This window comes from Bradyrhizobium sp. SZCCT0231, assembly GCF_018130245.1.
GTDB lineage: Bacteria > Pseudomonadota > Alphaproteobacteria > Rhizobiales > Xanthobacteraceae > Bradyrhizobium > Bradyrhizobium japonicum_F.
Map to the genome: position 1 here is coordinate 199,217 of NZ_JAFCKP010000006.1, position 17,754 is coordinate 216,970.

Annotated in this window: 18 protein-coding genes; 6 read left to right on the plus strand and 12 right to left on the minus strand. The window is 64.6% G+C overall.

Translation table 11 applies throughout. The features are described from left to right. Positions 1 to 2 precede the first annotated feature (2 nt). The 3 genes from JQ566_RS17625 (at position 3) to JQ566_RS17635 (ending at position 3,410) form a co-directional block, all read left to right on the plus strand. On the plus strand, positions 3 to 1,304 hold the full coding sequence (locus tag JQ566_RS17625; protein WP_212373896.1) for a lytic murein transglycosylase: 1,302 nt from the start codon (positions 3 to 5) through the stop codon (positions 1,302 to 1,304). 322 nt (positions 1,305 to 1,626) lie between these two features. Further along, positions 1,627 to 2,130, plus strand: a complete 504-nt coding sequence (locus JQ566_RS17630) for a DUF1993 domain-containing protein (protein WP_212373898.1) — start codon at positions 1,627 to 1,629, stop codon at positions 2,128 to 2,130. 179 nt (positions 2,131 to 2,309) lie between these two features. Further along, positions 2,310 to 3,410 (plus strand): alkene reductase, encoded by a 1,101-nt coding sequence (locus JQ566_RS17635; RefSeq protein ID WP_212373900.1) that lies wholly within the window; start codon positions 2,310 to 2,312, stop codon positions 3,408 to 3,410. A 189-nt stretch (positions 3,411 to 3,599) separates the two neighbouring features. Here JQ566_RS17635 and JQ566_RS17640 read toward each other — a convergent pair whose 3' ends face one another. The 7 genes from JQ566_RS17640 to glpD all read right to left on the minus strand — a co-directional run bounded on the left by JQ566_RS17640 (position 3,600) and on the right by glpD (position 11,317). Beyond that, positions 3,600 to 5,342 (minus strand): ABC transporter substrate-binding protein, encoded by a 1,743-nt coding sequence (locus JQ566_RS17640; protein WP_212374121.1) that lies wholly within the window; start codon positions 5,340 to 5,342, stop codon positions 3,600 to 3,602. 130 nt (positions 5,343 to 5,472) lie between these two features. Then, a complete protein-coding gene (locus JQ566_RS17645; protein WP_212373902.1) occupies positions 5,473 to 5,802 on the minus strand; it encodes a DUF2160 domain-containing protein in 330 nt (109 codons plus the stop codon). A 10-nt stretch (positions 5,803 to 5,812) separates the two neighbouring features. Then, complete coding sequence (locus JQ566_RS17650) at positions 5,813 to 6,619, minus strand: carbohydrate ABC transporter permease (protein WP_027575556.1); 807 nt, start codon at positions 6,617 to 6,619, stop codon at positions 5,813 to 5,815. Then, entirely contained in the window at positions 6,619 to 7,593 is a 975-nt protein-coding gene (locus JQ566_RS17655) for a carbohydrate ABC transporter permease (protein ID WP_212373904.1), read from the minus strand. Before JQ566_RS17655 ends, JQ566_RS17650 begins: the two co-directional genes overlap by 1 nt. Beyond that, the gene (locus JQ566_RS17660) at positions 7,593 to 8,678 is read right to left on the minus strand and encodes an ABC transporter ATP-binding protein (RefSeq protein WP_212373907.1); all 1,086 of its coding nucleotides are present in this window, start codon (positions 8,676 to 8,678) and stop codon (positions 7,593 to 7,595) included. The genes JQ566_RS17655 and JQ566_RS17660 overlap by 1 nt, the downstream gene beginning before the upstream one ends. A 12-nt stretch (positions 8,679 to 8,690) precedes the next feature. Further along, positions 8,691 to 9,770 (minus strand): ABC transporter ATP-binding protein, encoded by a 1,080-nt coding sequence (locus JQ566_RS17665; protein WP_212373910.1) that lies wholly within the window; start codon positions 9,768 to 9,770, stop codon positions 8,691 to 8,693. After that, positions 9,767 to 11,317, minus strand: coding sequence for a glycerol-3-phosphate dehydrogenase (glpD, locus tag JQ566_RS17670; RefSeq protein ID WP_212373912.1), 1,551 nt, complete (start codon positions 11,315 to 11,317; stop codon positions 9,767 to 9,769). Before glpD ends, JQ566_RS17665 begins: the two co-directional genes overlap by 4 nt. 234 nt (positions 11,318 to 11,551) lie before the next feature. Here glpD and JQ566_RS17675 point away from each other — a divergent pair, with 234 nt between their 5' ends. Both JQ566_RS17675 and JQ566_RS17680 read left to right on the plus strand, forming a co-directional pair. Continuing rightward, positions 11,552 to 11,836, plus strand: coding sequence for a type II toxin-antitoxin system Phd/YefM family antitoxin (locus JQ566_RS17675; protein WP_212373914.1), 285 nt, complete (start codon positions 11,552 to 11,554; stop codon positions 11,834 to 11,836). Further along, the gene (locus tag JQ566_RS17680; protein WP_212373916.1) at positions 11,833 to 12,258 is read left to right on the plus strand and encodes a type II toxin-antitoxin system VapC family toxin; all 426 of its coding nucleotides are present in this window, start codon (positions 11,833 to 11,835) and stop codon (positions 12,256 to 12,258) included. The genes JQ566_RS17675 and JQ566_RS17680 overlap by 4 nt, the downstream gene beginning before the upstream one ends. 3 nt (positions 12,259 to 12,261) lie before the next feature. On the opposite strand, the gene JQ566_RS17685 is transcribed toward JQ566_RS17680, so the two are convergent. Next, positions 12,262 to 13,107, minus strand: a complete 846-nt coding sequence (locus tag JQ566_RS17685) for a DeoR/GlpR family DNA-binding transcription regulator (RefSeq protein WP_035699976.1) — start codon at positions 13,105 to 13,107, stop codon at positions 12,262 to 12,264. A 137-nt stretch (positions 13,108 to 13,244) separates the two neighbouring features. Continuing rightward, the gene (locus JQ566_RS17690; RefSeq protein ID WP_212373918.1) at positions 13,245 to 13,931 is read right to left on the minus strand and encodes an HAD family hydrolase; all 687 of its coding nucleotides are present in this window, start codon (positions 13,929 to 13,931) and stop codon (positions 13,245 to 13,247) included. 154 nt (positions 13,932 to 14,085) lie between these two features. On the opposite strand from JQ566_RS17690, the gene JQ566_RS17695 reads away from it, so the two are divergent. Continuing rightward, positions 14,086 to 14,538: a nuclear transport factor 2 family protein gene (locus tag JQ566_RS17695; protein WP_124163309.1), complete on the plus strand. Its 453-nt coding sequence runs from the start codon at positions 14,086 to 14,088 to the stop codon at positions 14,536 to 14,538. 269 nt (positions 14,539 to 14,807) lie between these two features. Here the strand turns inward: JQ566_RS17695 and JQ566_RS17700 are convergent, their stop codons facing one another. The 3 genes from JQ566_RS17700 to JQ566_RS17710 form a co-directional block, all read right to left on the minus strand. After that, positions 14,808 to 14,999, minus strand: coding sequence for a hypothetical protein (locus JQ566_RS17700; RefSeq protein WP_212373920.1), 192 nt, complete (start codon positions 14,997 to 14,999; stop codon positions 14,808 to 14,810). 225 nt (positions 15,000 to 15,224) lie between these two features. Then, entirely contained in the window at positions 15,225 to 15,635 is a 411-nt protein-coding gene (locus JQ566_RS17705) for an acyl-CoA thioesterase (RefSeq protein WP_212373923.1), read from the minus strand. Positions 15,636 to 15,656: 21 nt separating this feature from the next. Further along, positions 15,657 to 17,753: a 3-hydroxyacyl-CoA dehydrogenase NAD-binding domain-containing protein gene (locus tag JQ566_RS17710; protein WP_212373925.1), complete on the minus strand. Its 2,097-nt coding sequence runs from the start codon at positions 17,751 to 17,753 to the stop codon at positions 15,657 to 15,659. Position 17,754 lies beyond the last annotated feature (1 nt).

Genomic DNA, 17,754 nt, shown 5'->3' on the forward strand with positions numbered 1-17,754 from the left:
CCATGCTCCAGACCCGATTTGCGATCGCGGCCGTCGCGCTCTTCGCATGCTCCGCCACCGCCTCCGCCCAGTTCGCGCCGCCGCCCACGAGGCCTGCCCCACCCAAATCCACTGCGCCCTCGCCGCGCGCGGCCTCGTGTCATAACGGCGCGAACTTCGATCGCTTCCTGGCCGACGTGAAGCAACAGGCGGTGGCCGCCGGCGTCTCGCAGCGCGCGATCGCGGAGGCCTCGCCCTATCTCGTCTACGACCAGGGCATCGTCAACCGCGACCGCGGCCAGCGCGTGTTCGGCCAGCTCTTCACCGAGTTTGCGGGACGCATGGCCGCGGCCTATCGCATGCAGAACGGACAGCAGCACATCAAGCAATATGCTGCCGCGTTCGCGCGCGCCGAAAAGGAATATGGCGTGCCGCCGGCCGTGATCGCCGCCTTCTGGGGCCTCGAGAGCGACTTCGGCGCCAACATGGGCAATCTGCCGACGCTGAAATCGCTGGTGTCGCTCGCCTATGATTGCCGACGCTCGGAGATGTTCGTGAACGAGACCATCGCCGCGCTGAAGATCGTCGATCGCGGCGACCTGCATCCCGACGAGATGATCGGCTCCTGGGCCGGCGAGCTCGGGCAGACGCAATTCCTGCCCGTGCATTACGTCAACTACGCGGTCGATTACGACGGCGACGGACGGCGCGACCTGTTGCGCTCGGGGGCCGATGTGATCGGCTCGACCGCGAACTACATCGCCAATGGATTGAAGTGGCGGCGCGGCGAGCCGTGGCTGGAGGAGATCAAGGTGCCGCCGAACCTGCCATGGGAGAAGACCGATCTCACGGTGCGCGAGCCGCGCTCGACATGGGCGCAGCTGGGGGTCACCTATCCGGACGGACGGCCGCTGCCGAACGACAATCTCGCGGCGTCCGTGCTGCTGCCGATGGGACGCTTTGGTCCCGCCTTCATGGCCTATCCGAATTTCGCCGCCTATACCGAGTGGAATAACTCGCTGATCTACTCGACCACCGCGGGCTATCTCGCCTCGCGCATCGCCGGTGCCGCGCCGATGCGCAAGCCGACGGCGCCGGTCGCGCAATTGCCGTTCAACGAGCTCAAGGAATTGCAGCAGCTGCTGGTCCGCGCCGGCTTCAATGTCGGCAAGGTCGACGGCGTGCTGGGACAGCAGAGCCGCGCCGCGGTGAAGGCGATGCAGATCAAGCACGGCCTGCCGGCGGATTCCTGGCCGACGGCCGAGCTGCTCGCCCGCATGCGCGGCAGCACGGCGCAGGCGCAGCCCCAGGCGACGATCCGCTAAACCCTCCTCTGTCATGCCCCGGCTCGACCTGGCTCGACCGGGGCATCCAGTACGCCGCGGCCTATCGATTCAATCAAAACTGTCTCGGCGTACTGGATCGCCCGGTCCCGGCTCCGCCAAGTCTACGCCGAGGCCTGCAGGTGCGCTCGGCTCACCGAAGCTTCAGCGAAGGCGGCAAGCCGGGCGATGACAGCGACGATGACGCCGTAGAGAATTTTCGCACCGCACAAGCCACTTTCCGCGATTGCATTTTTCCATGAGGCTCCCATGTGAGTGGCTCAGGTTTTCTCCTGAGATTTCCCACCATTGAAGCGAGCATCAGATGTCCTTCTACGACGCCGTCGTCCCCGCCTATTTGCAGATGTTGAACAGCGTGACCGGGCTGCTCACCAAAGCCGAGGCGCATTGCGCGGCCAAGAAGATCGATCCCAATGTCCTGCTCGGCTCGCGCCTCTTCCCGGACATGCTGCCGCTCTCCAGGCAGATCCAGCTCGTCAGCGATTTCGCCGCCAAGGGCTGTGCCCGGCTGACCCATAGCGAGGTGCCGTCGACGCCCGACACGGAGACCGGCTTCGCGGAATTGAAGCAGCGGCTGGCGAAGACGATCGACTATGTCAAGTCGTTCAAGCCCGAGCAGTTCGAAGGCGCCGATGTCAGGGACGTCACCTTCCCGGCCGGTGCCGACAAATCCATCACCATGAAGGGCCAGCAATTCCTGAGCTCGTTCTCGCTGCCCAACTTCTATTTCCACGCCGCAACCGCCCACGGCATTTTGCGTCACAACGGCGTCGAGATCGGCAAACGCGATTTCATGGGCGCAAACTGATTGCGAAATCGCACGGCCGCGACAGTCGCAATCCACTGTCGCGGCCGAAATTGCGTATGAATTGTGCTACGCGGGCGCTGCCGCGTAGCTCGCCTGCACTTTCCGTATGGCTCATCCCTTGCGCCTGATGTCGCAATGCACAAGTGTTCGGAACCTCTCACCGCCTGGAAGCATTTCCCATGAGCCGTTCGACCAAATTGTTTGAGACCTACAAGCTCGGCCCGATCACGCTGGCCAACCGCCTGGTCATGGCGCCGCTGACGCGCAACCGCGCCGTTCCCGGCACGTTCGTGCCCGGCGCACTCGCCGCCGACTACTACGGCCAGCGCGCCTCCGCGGGCCTCCTGGTCACCGAAGCGAGCCAGGTCTCGCAGCAGGGCCAAGGCTATCAGGACACGCCCGGCATCTACAGCAAGGATCAGGTCGCCGGCTGGCGCAAGGTCACCGACAAGGTCCATGCGCGCGGCGGCAAGATCTTCATCCAGCTCTGGCATGTCGGCCGCATCTCGCATGTCGATCTGCAGGCGAATGGCGCAGCCCCGGTGGCGCCGAGCGCAATCCGCGCCAAGGGCAAGACTTTCGTCAACGGCGGCTTCGCCGACGTCTCCGAGCCACGCGCGCTCGAGCTGTCCGAAATTCCAGGCATTATCGACGATTTCAAGCGCGCGACGAAGAACGCGCTGGAAGCCGGCTTCGACGGCGTCGAGATCCACGGCGCCAACGGCTACCTGCTCGACCAGTTCGCGCGGGATGGCGCCAACAAGCGCACCGATGCCTATGGCGGCTCGATCGAGAACCGCGCGCGGCTGATGCTGGAAGTCGCCAAGGCCGTCGCCACTGAGGCCGGCAGCGATCGCACCGGCATCCGCATCTCGCCGGTGACGCCGGCCAACGACCTCTCCGACTCCAATCCGCAAGCCTTGTTCGACCAAATCGTCGACGGCCTCAGCGCGCTCAAGCTGGTCTATCTCCACGTCGTCGAGGGCGCCACGGGCGGGCCGCGCGACATTGCGCCGTTCGACTATGCGGCTTTGCGCAAGCGCTTCTCCGGCGCCTACGTCGCCAACAACGGCTACGATTTCGACCTCGCGACCAAGGTGCTGGACGCGAACGCGGCCGATCTCATCGCTTTCGGCAAGCCGTTCATCTCCAATCCCGACCTGGTCGAGCGGCTAAAGCGGGGCGCAGCGCTGAACGACTGGGACAAGAACACCTTCTACGGCGGCGGCGCGAAGGGGTATACGGATTACCCGACGCTGGCGGCCGAGCCGGCGGAGTAAGGTTCCGCTCTCTCCGCCGTCATCGAGAGGAGCGCTTGCGACGAAGCAATCCAGACTGCCTCCGCCGAAAGACTCTGGATTGCTTCGCTACGCTCGCAATGACGGTGTGGACGCGGCGTGCCGAATTGAAGAAAAGAAAAAGGCCGGGATCGCTCCCGGCCTTTCGTGTTTGATGACGTTACGCGCCGCTTACTTCACTTCCGCGCGCTTGGGCGGGCTCGCCGGCCACGACTTGATCAGGGTGTCGTAGTCGACCGTCTCACCCTTCGGCTTCTCGTTGGCGAGCTTGCGCTGGGGCGCGACGGTGCCGTCCTTCTCGGCCTTCGCGAACCAGTATTCCGGCTTCTCCTTCTTGTGCAGCTTGGGACCGCAGGCGCCCTGCACGCCGGACTTCTCCAGGCGCTCCATCACGGAGTCCTGGGCGGCCGCAAGGGCATCCATCGCGGCTTGCGGCGTCTTCGCACCGGACGACGCATCGCCGATGTTCTGCCACCACAGCTGTGCGAGCTTGGGATAGTCGGGCACGTTGTTGCCGGTCGGGGTCCACTGCACGCGCGCGGGCGAGCGGTAGAACTCGATCAGGCCGCCGAGCTTCGGCGCGCGCTCGGTGAACGACTTGTCCCAGATGTCGGATTCACGGATGAAGGTGAGACCGACATGGCTCTTCTTCAAGCTCACCGACTTGGAGACGATGAACTGGAGATAGAGCCAGGCTGCCTTGCGGCGATCCGGCGGAGTCGACTTCAGCAGGGTCGCTGAGCCGGCGTCCTGATAGCCGAGCTTCATGCCTTCCTTCCAATAGGAGCCATGAGGCGAGGGAGCCATGCGCCACTTCGGCGTACCGTCCGCGTTCATCACGGCGATGCCCGGCTTCACCATGTCGGCGGTGAAGGCGGTGTACCAGAACATCTGCTGGGCGATGTTGCCCTGCGCCGGAACGGGACCGGACTCGGAGAAGGTCATGCCCTGGGCCTGCGGAGGCGCGTACTTCTTCATCCACTCGAGATATTTGGTGATCGAGTAGACCGCCGCCGGTCCGTTGGTGTCGCCACCACGCTCGACGGAAGAGCCCACCGGACGGCAGCCTTCCATGCGGATGCCCCATTCGTCGACCGGCAGACCGTTCGGAATGCCCTTGTCGCCGTTGCCGGCCATCGACAGCCAGGCGTCGGTGAACCGCCAGCCGAGCGAGGGGTCCTTCTTGCCATAGTCCATATGACCGTAGACCTTGACGCCGTTGATCTCCTTGACGTCGTTGGTGAAGAACTCGGCGATGTCCTCATAGGCGGACCAGTTCACGGGCACGCCGAGCTCGTAGCCATACTTGGCCTTGAACTTGGCCTTGTAGTCGGGGTTGGTGAACCAGTCGTAGCGGAACCAATAGAGGTTGGCGAACTGCTGGTCGGGCAGCTGATAGAGCTTGCCATCCGGCCCGGTGCCGAACGACTTGCCGATGAAGTCGTTGACGTCGAGCATGGGGTCGGTGACGTCCTTGCCCTCACCGGTCATGTAATCCGACAGCGCGACGGTCTGGCCGTAGCGGAAGTGCGTGCCGATCAGGTCGGAATCGTTGATCCAGCCGTCATAGACGTTCTTGCCGGACTGCATCTGGGTCTGGAGCTTCTCGACGACGTCACCTTCCTGGATGAGGTCGTGCTTGAGCTTGATGCCGGTGAGCTCGGAGAATGCCTTGGCGAGCGTCTGCGCCTCGTATTCGTGGGTCGTGATGGTCTCGGAGACGACGTTGATCTCCATGCCCTTGAAGGGCTCGGCGGCCTTGGCGAACCACTCCAGCTCCTTCTTCTGATCTTCCTTCGACAGCGTCGAGGGCTGGAATTCCGCGATCCACTTCTGGATCACGGCCTCATCGGCGGCGCGGACCGGCGCCGAGACGGCGAACGACACCGCAATGATCGCGGCGGCGCTGGACATGGTCAGAAAACTATTCTTGGTCAATGGACCTTTCCTTCTCCTAAACTGTCGCATGTTGTTCCTCCGTTGCAGCGACAAACTTTTATACAGGCCCGGGTTGGCCCCGGATCTGGCCGTCCCTTCGCGAGCTTCAGACCGTGCGGAAGATGTGCACGGCCGTGACCAGCGAAATTCCACTTGCGAGCCACAGGCTCGAAATCTCAAACCCCTCCTCGCCGACCGGCAGCGTGGCGATGGGGTCGGTGCCGACGAGACCGATCCACACGAGGTGGATGACGGCGGCCGCGATCAGCGAGATGAACAGGCGATCGCCGCGCGTGGTCGGGATGCGCAGCACGCCGACGCGCTCGGCCTCGGGATAGACCGCGGCAAGCCAGGTCATCACGGCGAGCGTGCAGGCGAGCGCGGCGAAGAAGATCGCGGTCGGCAGCGTCCAGGCCATCCATGCGATGGATTCCATGTGAGCCTCCCTAGACTCGACCCAGCGCGAAACCGCGCGCGATATAGTTGCGGACGAACCAGATCACGAGCGCGCCCGGAATGATGGTGAGCACGCCGGCCGCCGCCAGCAGGCCCCAGTCCATGCCGGCGGCCGACACCGTGCGCGTCATGATCGCGGCGATCGGCTTGGCCGACACCGAGGTCAGCGTGCGCGCGAGCAAGAGCTCGACCCAGGAGAACATGAAGCAGAAGAAGGCGGCGACGCCGATGCCGCTCGCGATCAACGGCACCAGGATCTTGATGAAGAAGCGCGGGAAGGAATAGCCGTCGAGGAAGGCGGTCTCGTCGATCTCGCGCGGCACGCCGGAGACGAAGCCTTCCAGGATCCACACTGCGAGCGGAACGTTGAAGATGCAGTGCGCGAGCGCGACGGCCCAGGGCGTGTCGAACAGCCCGATCGCTGAATAGAGGTTGAAGAACGGCAGCGCGTAGACCGCGGCCGGCGCCATGCGGTTCGACAACAGCCAGAAGAACAGGTGCTTGTCGCCGAGGAAGCGGTAGCGCGAGAACGCGTAGGCCGCCGGCAGCGCCACCGAGATCGAGATGATGGTGTTGAGGACGACGTATTCCAGCGAATTGATGTAGCCGGAATACCAGCTCTCGTCGGTGAAGATGCGCTTGTAATGCTGCAGCGTCGGGGTATGCGGCCACAGCGTCATCGTCGAGACGATCTCGCTGTTGGTCTTGAAGCTCATGTTGACGAGCCAGTAGATCGGCAGCAGCAGGAAGACCAGGAACAGCCCCATGATGAGGCGGCGGCCGGGGATCGAATGCATCAGGCCACTCCTTCCTTTGGCTCGAGTGCGGGCACGGGCTTGAGCGCGACCGAAGGCTTGGGTTCCACCGCCGGCTCGCTCGAAGCCTGGACTTTGCGCTCGACGCCGGCATTGGTCATGACGGTGTAGAAGATCCAGCAGACGATCAGGATGATCAGGTTGTAGACCAGCGACAGCGCCGCGGCCTTGCCGAGGTCGAACTGGCCGAGCGCGATCTTGACCAGCTCGATCGACACGAAGGTCGTGGAGTTGCCGGGCCCGCCGCCGGTGACGACAAACGGCTCGGTGTAGATCATGAAGCTGTCCATGAAGCGTAGCAGCACCGCGATCAGCAGCACGCGGTTCATCTTCGGCAGCTGGATCGCCTTGAACACGGCCCAGCGCGAGGCGCCGTCGATCTGCGCCGCCTGGTAATAGGCTTCCGGAATCGACTTCAGGCCGGCGTAGCAGAGCAGCGCGACGAGGCTGGTCCAGTGCCAGACGTCCATCACGATGACGGTGACCCAGGCATCGATGTCGTTGGAGACGTAATTATAGTCGAAGCCGGCAGCGTTGAGCAGATAGCCGAGCAGGCCGATGTCCGGACGGCCAAAGATCTGCCAGATCGTGCCGACCACGTTCCACGGAATCAGCAGCGGCAGCGCGAGAATCACGAGGCAGGCCGCGACCGTCCAGCCCTCGCGCGGCATCGACAACGCGACGACGATGCCGAGCGGCACCTCGATCGCGAGGATCACCAGCGAGAAGAACAGGTTGCGGCCGAGCGAGGCGAGGAAGCGGCCGCCGAGATCGGTCGAGGGATCGAGCAGCTCCTTGAACCAGCCGACGCCGTTCCAGAAGAACTGGTTGTTGCCGAAGGTGTCCTGCATCGAATAGTTCACCACCGTCATCAGCGGCAGCACCGCCGAGAAGGCGACGACCAGGAACACCGGCAGCACCAGGAACCAGGCTTTTTGGTTGACGGTCTTGTCCATCAGGCGGCTCCCTCCACCAGAAGGCTGTCGGCATAGACGTGCACATGCGACGGGTCGAATTTCAGCCCGGCGGTGCCGTCCACGCTGGTGAAGCCGCCAGGGGCGCGCGCTGCGAGCTTGGCGTCGCCGACGCGCACGCGCGCGAAGCGGATGCGGCCGAGATCGTCGATGCGCTCGATCTTCGCGGTGAGCAGGCCGGGCGCGGGCGCGACGACCTCGACGAATTCGGGACGGACGCCGATCTCGATCCTGGCGCCTGCAGGCAGATTGTCGTACGCACGGTTGAGCGCGATGACGTGGCCGCCGACCTTGGCTTCGCGCCCGCGCACCTCCGCCGGCAGGATGTTCATGCCGGGCGAGCCGATGAAATAGCCGACGAAGGTATGCGCCGGCTTGTCGAACAGCTCAGCCGGCGTGCCGCTCTGCACCACGCGGCCGTCATGCATGACGACCACGGTGTCGGCGAAGGTCAGCGCCTCGGTCTGGTCGTGGGTGACATAGATCATCGTGAGGTCGAGCTCGCGATGCAGCGCCTTCAGCTTGGAGCGAAGCTGCCATTTCAGCTCGGGGTCGATGACGGTGAGCGGCTCGTCGAACAGCACCGCGGCGACGTCGGAACGGACGAGGCCGCGGCCGAGCGAGATCTTCTGCTTGGCATCCGCCGTGAGCCGGGTCGCTTTACGATTGAGATAGGGTTCGAGATCGAGCAGGCGGCCGATCTCGGCAACGCGCTTGTCGATCTCGGCCTTGGGCACGCCGCGGTTCTTCAACGGAAACGCCAGGTTCTGCCCCACCGTCATGGTGTCGTAGATCACCGGAAACTGGAACACCTGGGCGATGTTGCGCTTCTGGGTTGACAGCGGTGTGATGTCCTTGCCGTCGAACAGGATCTGTCCGCGCGATGGCGTGATGATGCCGGAGATGACGTTGAGCAGCGTGGTCTTGCCGCAGCCGCTCGGGCCGAGCAGCGCATAGGCGCCGCCCTGCCTCCAGGTCATGGTGACGGGCTTCAGCGCAAAGCTTTCCTGCGGCGCATTGTTGCCGCCGTAGGAATGCGCGAGATCGACGAGGTCAATGCGGGCCATGGCGCACCTCCCTCAGGATTGACCGGGAGCCGCGACCAAACGGTCGGCGGCATCGAAAACGAAGACATCGTTCGGATCGAGCACCGCGTCGATGGTCTGGCCGGGCTCGAACTCGTGCACGCCGTGCAGCACCGCCACCCAGTTCGATCCGTCGCGGGTCAGATGCACGAAACTCTCCGAACCGGTGATCTCGGTCACCGTGACAGTGGCATGGAAGGCGTGGCGGTTGGCCTCGCCGTTGGCAAGCCCGAGCTGATGGGCGCGGAAGCCGACGCGATAGGTGCCGTCGGCAAGGCCCGAGTAAAGACCGGACGCCGGCGAAGCCGTGCCGCCGGCATATGCGACGTACCCGTTCTTCTTCTCGATGCCGACGAGGTTGAGCGGCGGGTCGGAAAACACCTGCGCGACGCGCAAGGTCTGCGGCCGGCGGTAGACATTGGCGGTCTCGCCCATCTGCAGCGCCTGGCCCTCCCACATGCACACCGTGTTGCCGCCGAGCAAAAGCGCCTCGGTCGGCTCGGTCGTGGCATAGACGAAGATTGCGCCCGAGGCCTCGAAGATGCGCGGCAGCTCGGCGCGCAGCTCCTCGCGTAGCTTGTAGTCGAGATTGGCGAGCGGCTCGTCGAGCAGCACGAGATCGGCGCCCTTGACCAGCGCGCGTGCGATCGCGGTGCGCTGCTGCTGGCCGCCGGAGAGCTGCAGCGGCGTGCGTTTCAGGAACGGCTCGAGCCGCAGCAGCTTTGCAGCTTCCGCGACGCGCGCCTCGATCTCGTCGCGCGGCTTGCCCTGCACGCGCAGGGGCGAGGCGATGTTCTCATAGACCGTCAGCGAGGGGTAGTTGATGAACTGCTGATAGACCATCGCGACCGAGCGCTGGCGCACGTCGGCGCCGGTGACGTCCGTGCCGTTGACCAGCACCTTGCCTGATGTCGGCTTGTCGAGGCCGGCGAGCAATCGCATGATCGAGGTCTTGCCCGACAGCGTCGGCCCGAGCAGCACGTTGAGCGTACCGCTCTCCAGCGTCAGCGAGACGTCACGGATGTGCTCGACGCCCTCGACGGTTCGGGTCACGTGATCGAGTGTCACGGTCATGAGCGTCCTCCCGCTTCCAGCAGGGGACTTTGCGGCACGGCGTGGGTCCTGATCCAGTCGTCAAGCGCCGCGATCTCGTCGGCAGATAGTCGCAGGCCAAGCTTGGAACGGCGCCAGACGATGTCCTCGGCGGTGACGGCCCATTCATTGGCCATGAGATAGCGGACCTCGCGCTCGGTCAGCGTGGCGCCAAAGGCCTGGCCGAGATCGGCGGCCGATTTCGCATCGCCGAGCAGCTTGATCGCCCGTGTGCCATAGGCGCGCGCGAGGCGCCTTGCATGCTCATGGCCGAGGAAGGGATAGCCGCGCTGAAGCTCGGCAATCAGCCCGTCAATGTCGGACACGTTCATGTCGCCGCCGGGCAGCGGCCATTTGCCGGTCCAGCCCTCGCGCGCTTTCGCGCTGCGAAGATAGGGCGCAAGGCGTTCCAGGGCCTCCTCGGCGAGCCGCCGATAGGTCGTGATCTTGCCGCCATAGATCGACAGCAGCGGCACGCCACCGGGCGTGTCGAGCTCGAACACGTAGTCCCGCGTCGCGGCCTTGGCTTCGCTGGCGCCATCGTCATACAGCGGACGCACGCCGGAATAGGTCCAGACCACGTCCTCCGGCATCACGGGCTTGGCCAGATATTCGCTCGCCGCCTTGCAGAGATATTCGATCTCTTCAGTCGTCGCCTTCACCTTGGCGGGATCGCCGTCATAGTCGCGGTCGGTGGTGCCGATCAGCGTGAAATCGTCCTGGTACGGGATCACGAAGATGATGCGGCCGTCCGCGTTCTGGAACATGTAGGCGCGGTCGTGATCGTAGAGTTTTTTCACGACGATATGCGAGCCCTGCACCAGGCGGACTTTTGCCTTGGCATTGACGCCGGCGCCGCGGCCGAGCACGTCCTCGACCCAGGGGCCGCCGGCGTTGACCAGGGCCCGTGCCCGGACCTGCGAGCGCTCGCCGGTCAGCGTGTTGATCATGCTGACGGTCCAGACGCCGTCGGCCTGGCGGATCTCGGTGGCGCGGGTGCGGGTGCGGATCTCGGCGCCCTTGTCGGCGGCATCGCGCGCGTTGAGCACGACGAGGCGAGCGTCATCGACGAAGCAGTCCGAATATTCAAAGGCGCGGCCGTAGCGATTCGGGATCAGCGGCTTGCCGACCTCGTCGCGCTTGAGATCGACCGAGCGGGTCGCCGGCAACAAATGGCGGCCGCCGATGTGGTCATAGAGGAAGAGGCCGAGGCGCAGCAGCCAGGCCGGGCGCAAGCCGGCGTGATGCGGCAAAACGAAACGCAGGGGACGGATGATGTGGGGCGCGATGCCCCAGAGAATCTCGCGCTCGATCAGCGCCTCGCGCACCAGCCGAAACTCGTAATATTCGAGATAGCGCAGGCCGCCATGCACCAGCTTGGTCGACCAGGACGAGGTCCCGGACGCCAGATCGTTCATTTCGCACAGGAAAACCGTGTTGCCGCGGCCCACCGCGTCGCGCGCGATGCCGCAGCCGTTAACACCGCCTCCAATGATGGCGAGATCGAAAATACGCTCCAACAGACGCATCCCCCGGCGACCGCCCGTTCCGTCGAGCGGCTACTTTCGTTTTTGATTAGATCACACCGAAAAACGAAAGCAAGATGAAAGAGAGGCGAAAGGAAGTGAAAGAGGATCTTTTTTCGGGAGCACTTGGATGAGAAAATGAGCAGCTTGGGCGGCGCTTCGAGATGCAGCAGCATCCCCTTGAATGGACGGCTACACAGAATTATAGTCATAGTAGTCATATTGGTTCCAGCTCGCATGGCCGATCGCAACACTGCCCCCGACACGCTTCCGACTGATGACACTTGGACGCTTGCCAACGCCAAGGCACGACTGTCCGAGGTGATCGACCGCGCCCAGACCGGCCCGCAGGTCATCACCCGTCACGGCAAGCCGAATGCGGTTGTCGTCTCCGCGGAGGAATGGGCGCGCAAGACTGCGCGCAAAGGCACCTTGGCCGAATTCCTGTTGGCATCGCCGCTGCGCGGCGCCGACCTCGACCTCGAGCGCGTGCACGACACACCACGCGACGAAATGCCGTGAACCTGTTGCTCGACACCAACGTGCTCTCGGAGGTTCAGCGGCCCGCGCCTTCGCCGAAAGTTCTGGCGTGGCTGGATACGATCGATGAGGATCGCGCGTTCATCAGCGTCGCCTCGATCGCCGAGCTTCGCCACGGCATCGCATTGCTGGAGGATGGCCGCCGGCGCACGGCGCTGGCCGCCTGGCTTGCCCACGATCTGCCTGCGCGGTTTGCCGAACGCGTCCTGCCGATCGACCACGCCGCGGCGGAGCACTGGGGCGACCTGATGGCTCAGAGCCGCAGAAGCGGCGTTGCGCTGTCCGTCATGGACGGCTTCTTTGCGGCGACCGCGCTCGCGAACAACCTCACGCTCGTCACGCGCAATGTGAAGGATTTTGCGGCGTTCGGCGTCCGGCTGCTCAATCCGTGGGACGACGTATAAGACCTATCGCAGCCGCACCACCGGCGCGGCTTCCGGTGCCGCATCCTGGGCATCGGCCGGCGCATCGTCGATGTCCGCGCCCTTCGGCAGCGCTTCCACCACTTCGATGCCCTTGCTGTGGCAGATGGTGGCGAGGCGCTCGGGCAGCTCCTGATCGGTGACGAAGGTCTGGATCTGGGTGATGTGGGCGATGCGCACCGGCGCGCTGCGGCGAAGCTTGGTGGAATCGGCGACCAGCATGACGCTGCGGGCATTGGCGATGATGGCCTGCGCCACCTGCACCTCGCGATAGTCGAAGTCGAGCAGCGCGCCCTCCTCGTCGATCGCAGACGCGCCGATGATGGCGTAGTCGACCTTGAACTGGCCGATCAGCTGCGTCGCGGTCGATCCGACCACCGCGCCATCGGCGCGCCGCACCGTGCCGCCGGCAACCACCACCTCGATGCGGGGATGGCGGTAGAGCAGCATCGCGACGTTGAGATTGTTGGTGATGACGAGGAGGTCCTCGTGCGAGGTCAGCGCGCTCGCGACCTCCTCGGTCGTGGTGCCGATGTTGATGAAGAGCGAGCAGCCGTTCGGGATCAGCGATGCGGCGGCGGCGCCAATGGCCTTCTTCTCGTCGGCGGCAACGAAACGGCGCGCCTCATAGGCGAGATTTTCGACGCCAGAGGCGATGATGGCGCCGCCATGGATGCGGGTCAGCGATCTCCGCTCGCAGAGATCGTTGAGATCCTTGCGGATGGTCTGCGCGGACACCTCGAACCGGCGCGCGAGTTCCTCGACCATGACACGGCCGGAGGCCCGCGCGATGTTGAGGATTTCGGCTTGGCGATGGGTCAGTCCGGTCACGGCAACGGCCTCAAATCAGAATGATGCATGGTGCGGCGGTTCGCGCCTTCGGTCAATGCGCGCGCCGATCACGGTTAATGGATGAAGGGGCCTCACCACGCCATTTCTTACCAAGGCATTTCTTACCAAGGCACTTCTTACCAAGTCATGGCGCCCGCAAGACGCGCGAGCAGCACCGGGTCGTCGAAGGCGCTGGCGGACGTGACCGCGCCTGATGCAACCAGGTCAGCATGGCTGAGGCTGGTGCGAATGCCGATGGTCGGAATGCCGGCCGCCGCTGCGGACTGGACGCCGGTGCGGGAGTCCTCGAATGCGATCGAGGTTTCCGGCCTCGCGCCGACGAAACGCAGCCCTTCCTGATAGGGCAGCGGATGCGGCTTGCCGTGCGGCAGCTCGGCGCCGATCACGAGCGCCCTGAAGCGATGCGTGATGCCGAGGCCGGAGAGCAGCAGCTCGGCGTTGAGACGCGGCGCGTTGGTCACGGCGACCATGGGGATGCCGGCACTGTCGGCCCGGTCGAGCAGCGCCATCAGGCCGGGCAGCGGTGCGATCTGCCCGGCCACCAGCGTGCGGAAGACTTCCTCCTTCTCGTCGAGGATCAGGGCGCGCCGCTCCGGCGCCTCGTGGGACAGAAAGCGCTCACCGATCGCGACATTGGCGAAGCCCTGCAGCTCCCGGGAGAAGCGCGCGTGATCGAAAACATGGCCGTGAGGACCGAGCACCTGGTTGAAGGCCTTCAGGTGCAACGGATCGGTGTCGGCGAGCGTGCCGTCGATGTCGAACAACAGCGCCCTGCCCATCGCATCGTAGCTGGCCTCGATCATTTCCGTACTTTCCCAAATGCGCGACGCATCGATACGGAAGACGTATCAATACGACCTCGATCGCGCAATGACGCATCCACATGACCGCCACGTGACACTCGACAAAGCTGCGCGCGGCTGCAACACTCTGGCCAAGATCAAAAAGGAGGAAACGATGACGATCAACCGACGCGATCTGGCTCTCTCGACCCTCGCCGTCTCTGCGCTTGCGTTCGCAACGCCGGCGCTCGCCGCTTCGGCGGACGAGGAAGCCGTGGCGAAGAAGGTCGAGGCCTTCCGCCTCGCCCAGATCGCGGCCGACCCGAAGGCACTTGGTGCACTGTGCTGGGACGATCTGAGCTACAGCCATTCCAGCGGCAAGGTCGAGGACAAGGCGACCTTCATCGCCAACGCCACTGACGGCAAATCAAAGTTTCTGTCGATCGAATACAAGGACCCGACCATCAAGGTCGTCGGCCCCGCAGCCATCGTGCGATTCCACTGGCTGGGCGAGCAGGAGATGGCGGCCGATGGGAAGAAAGTATCGACCAACCTTCACATCCTGATGAACTGGCAGAAGCAGGGCGACGAGTGGAAGCTCTTGTCGCGCGCTGCGACGAAGCTGTGATGACGTTCTTACCCTCTCCCCTTGTGGGAGAGGGTGGCTTCGCAAAGCGAAGCCGGGTGAGGGGTTGCCTCAGCGAGCACTCCTCTGACTTTTGAATGCGCCGAAAGATACCCCTCATCCGGCGCCATAGCCGAAGCTTTGCTTCGGCGTTCTCTTAAGGCACGGCCGCCGGAGGCGGCCTATGCCACCTTCTCCCACAGAGGGAGAAGGAAGGGGCGGCAAAAAATTCCGACCACGCTTCGCGCGTCGAAATCACCGGCGGCAGGCGCTTACGCCGCCTCCTTCACATCGCCGTTCACCAGCCTGCGTGCGGCGCGCTCGGCTTCGCGCGCGTTGCGGAAGAGCTGGCCTTCGAGACGGTTGAACCGGTGGGCTGAGGCGAAGAAACAGTAGCCTCCTTGGGAACGAACGACGATACCTGCGGTCTGCGAATCGACTTCGATGATGTAGCTGTCCGGCATGGTCCGTGGATTCCTCAGTGCGGGCAAATAACGGTGCTCCTGCCCAAAGGTTCCTCAGGCATTTGAGGCCGTTTCCACCCCGAATCGACACGCAATTGAGTACGCCGGGACCTCATCCGTTTTATGACTGGTTTTTGGCGAAGCCGCGACGAGAACGACGCATCGGCGCCGCGTTTGGCGGCGCTTGCTGCGTTTTCGTGAGATGAGGCAGAGCGTCGCGCGCGACTACGTCGCGATCGGCGGATCGTTTCGCTGGATCGCCTGCGGACGGCCGTGGTCGTCGATCGAGACGTAGGTGAAATGGCCGTCGGTGACGAGGAACGGGTGAAGCTCCTTGCGCCGCAATGCCCAGGCCTCGAGATGCACGGTCAGCGAGGTGCGCCCGACGCGCACGAGATTGGCGTAGACCGAAACGAGATCGCCGACATAGACCGCTTTGCGAAAATTCATCGCCTCGATCGCGACCGTCACGGTGCGCGACCGCGCGACCTTCGAGGCGAACACGCCGCCGCCGACGTCCATCTGGCTGAGCAGCCAGCCGCCGAAGATATCGCCGTTGGCGTTGGTGTCGGCCGGCATCGCCAGCGTGCGGATGCAGAGATCGCCGCTCGGCCCGGTATTGGCTTGTTCGTTCATGCCTCTCTCACTCGAGATTGCTCACTTGAAATTGTCCCAGCCCGGATCGGGCGCGAAGCGCGCGCCGAATCGCTCCGCCAGCGCACGCAGGGTGGATACAATGTTTTCCGCGCCGCGCGTGCGCGCATAGTTCAGCGGACCGCTGCGGAATGGTGCATAACCCGTGCCGAAGATCATGGCGCCATCGACCGCATCGGCGTCGTCGACGACGCCCTCGCGCAGCGCCGCGACGCAGACATTGGACATCGGCAGCACCAGGCGATCGATCATCTGGTCGGTGACGCGCGGACCGGTCTCCGGCAATGGCGTCTTCTCCGCCTTGCCGTCCTTCCAGGTGTAAAAACCTTTGCCGGCCTTGCGGCCGAGCTCACCCTTGGCGACTTTCTCGCGCAGCCAGGCCGGCGTCGGCGGCAGCAGATCGCCGAACTTCGTCCGCAGCATGTCGCCGACGTCGAGGCAGATGTCGAGCCCGACCTGATCGGCGAGCTCGATCGGCCCCATCGGCATACCGAACTGCTCGGCCGCGGCGTCGATCAGGCGCTGGTCGATCTTTTCGTCCAGCATCACCATCGCTTCCAGCATATACGGCGTCAGCGCGCGGTTGACGAGGAAGCCGGGCGAGCTCTTCACCGTGAGCGGCAGGCGGTCGATCGCACCGACGAAGGCGAGCGCCTCCCTCAGAACCTGAGGATCGTTGCCGTCATGGCTGACGACCTCGACCAGCTGCAGCCGCGATACCGGATTGAAGAAATGCAGGCCGACGAGCCGCTCCGGCCGCGCCAGCGTGGTGCGCAGATCCTGAAGCGGAATGCTCGACGTGTTGGTCGCGAGGATCGCGCCCGGTTTCATCCTTGGCTCGAGCCCGGCATAGACCTTCTGCTTCAGCTCCAGCTTCTCCGGCACCGCTTCGATGATGAGATCGGCATTGCGGACGCCCTCCCCGTCCATGTCGGGGATGAGGCGATCGAGCGCGTCGCGCACATCCGTGGGCTTGCGGATGATCTTGCCGTAGAGCTCGGCGGCGCGCTTCACCGCGCCTGCGATCGGCTCCGCCTTCATGTCGGCGAGCGAGACGCGCAGCCCCTGCCCCGCACACCAGGCCGCGATGTCGCCGCCCATGGCGCCGGCGCCGATGACGTGGACATGTTTCACCGTGCTGCCGGAGCCTGCCGCCTTCTTCATCTGCTCGCGCAGGAAGAAGACGCGGATCAGGTTCTGCGCGGTCGGCGTCACCATCAGCCTGGCGAAGGAGGCCTGCTCCGCCTTCAGCATCGCGGCCTTGCTGCCGCCATGGGCCTCCCAGAGATCGATCAGCGCGTAAGGCGCGGGATAGTGCTCGCGGGATGCAGCCTTCGCGGCCTCCGCGCGCATGCGCCTGGCCAGCAGGCCACGCACCGGGCCGAGATTGGCAGCGCGCGTGAGCAGACCGGGCTTGGCCCGCTTCAGACGGCCGAACAGCGCATCCTTCACCGCGCCCTGGACGTGCCGCTCCTGCGTCACGGTGTCGACGAGGCCGAGCACCTTGGCGCGGCGCGCATCGATGGTACGGCCGGTCAGCATCAGCGCCGTCGACTGGGTCGGATTGACCAGCGCGGTGAACCGCGCGGTGCCACCGAGGCCGGGATGCAGGCCGAGCATCACCTCCGGGAAGCCGAAGCGCGCACCATCGATGGCGATGCGCGCCTGGCAGGCCAGCGCCACCTCGAGCCCGCCGCCGAGACAGAAGCCATGGATCACCGCGACCGTCGGCAGCCTCAAGGCTTCCAGATGATCGACCACCGCATGCGCGGCGCGGATACGCGTCTCCACCATGTCGGGATCGCTGGCGCCGCGGAATTCGTTGACGTCGGCGCCGGCAATGAAGCCGGACGGTTTTGCCGAGCGGATGACGAGGCCGGCCGGACGCTCGGTCTCGATCGCCGCAAGCACCGCGTCGAACTCCTCCATCACGTCGGAGGAGAGCGTGTTGGCGCTTGCATCAGTGCGATCGAACAGCAGCCAGGCGACGCCGTCCGCATCGCGCGTCAGCTTGAAGTGCTTGTAGGGACTGTCTTGCGCCGGCTGCGGCCCGAGTGTCAGCACGCGATCGCCGAGCGCGGTCATGATCTTGGAATCCATG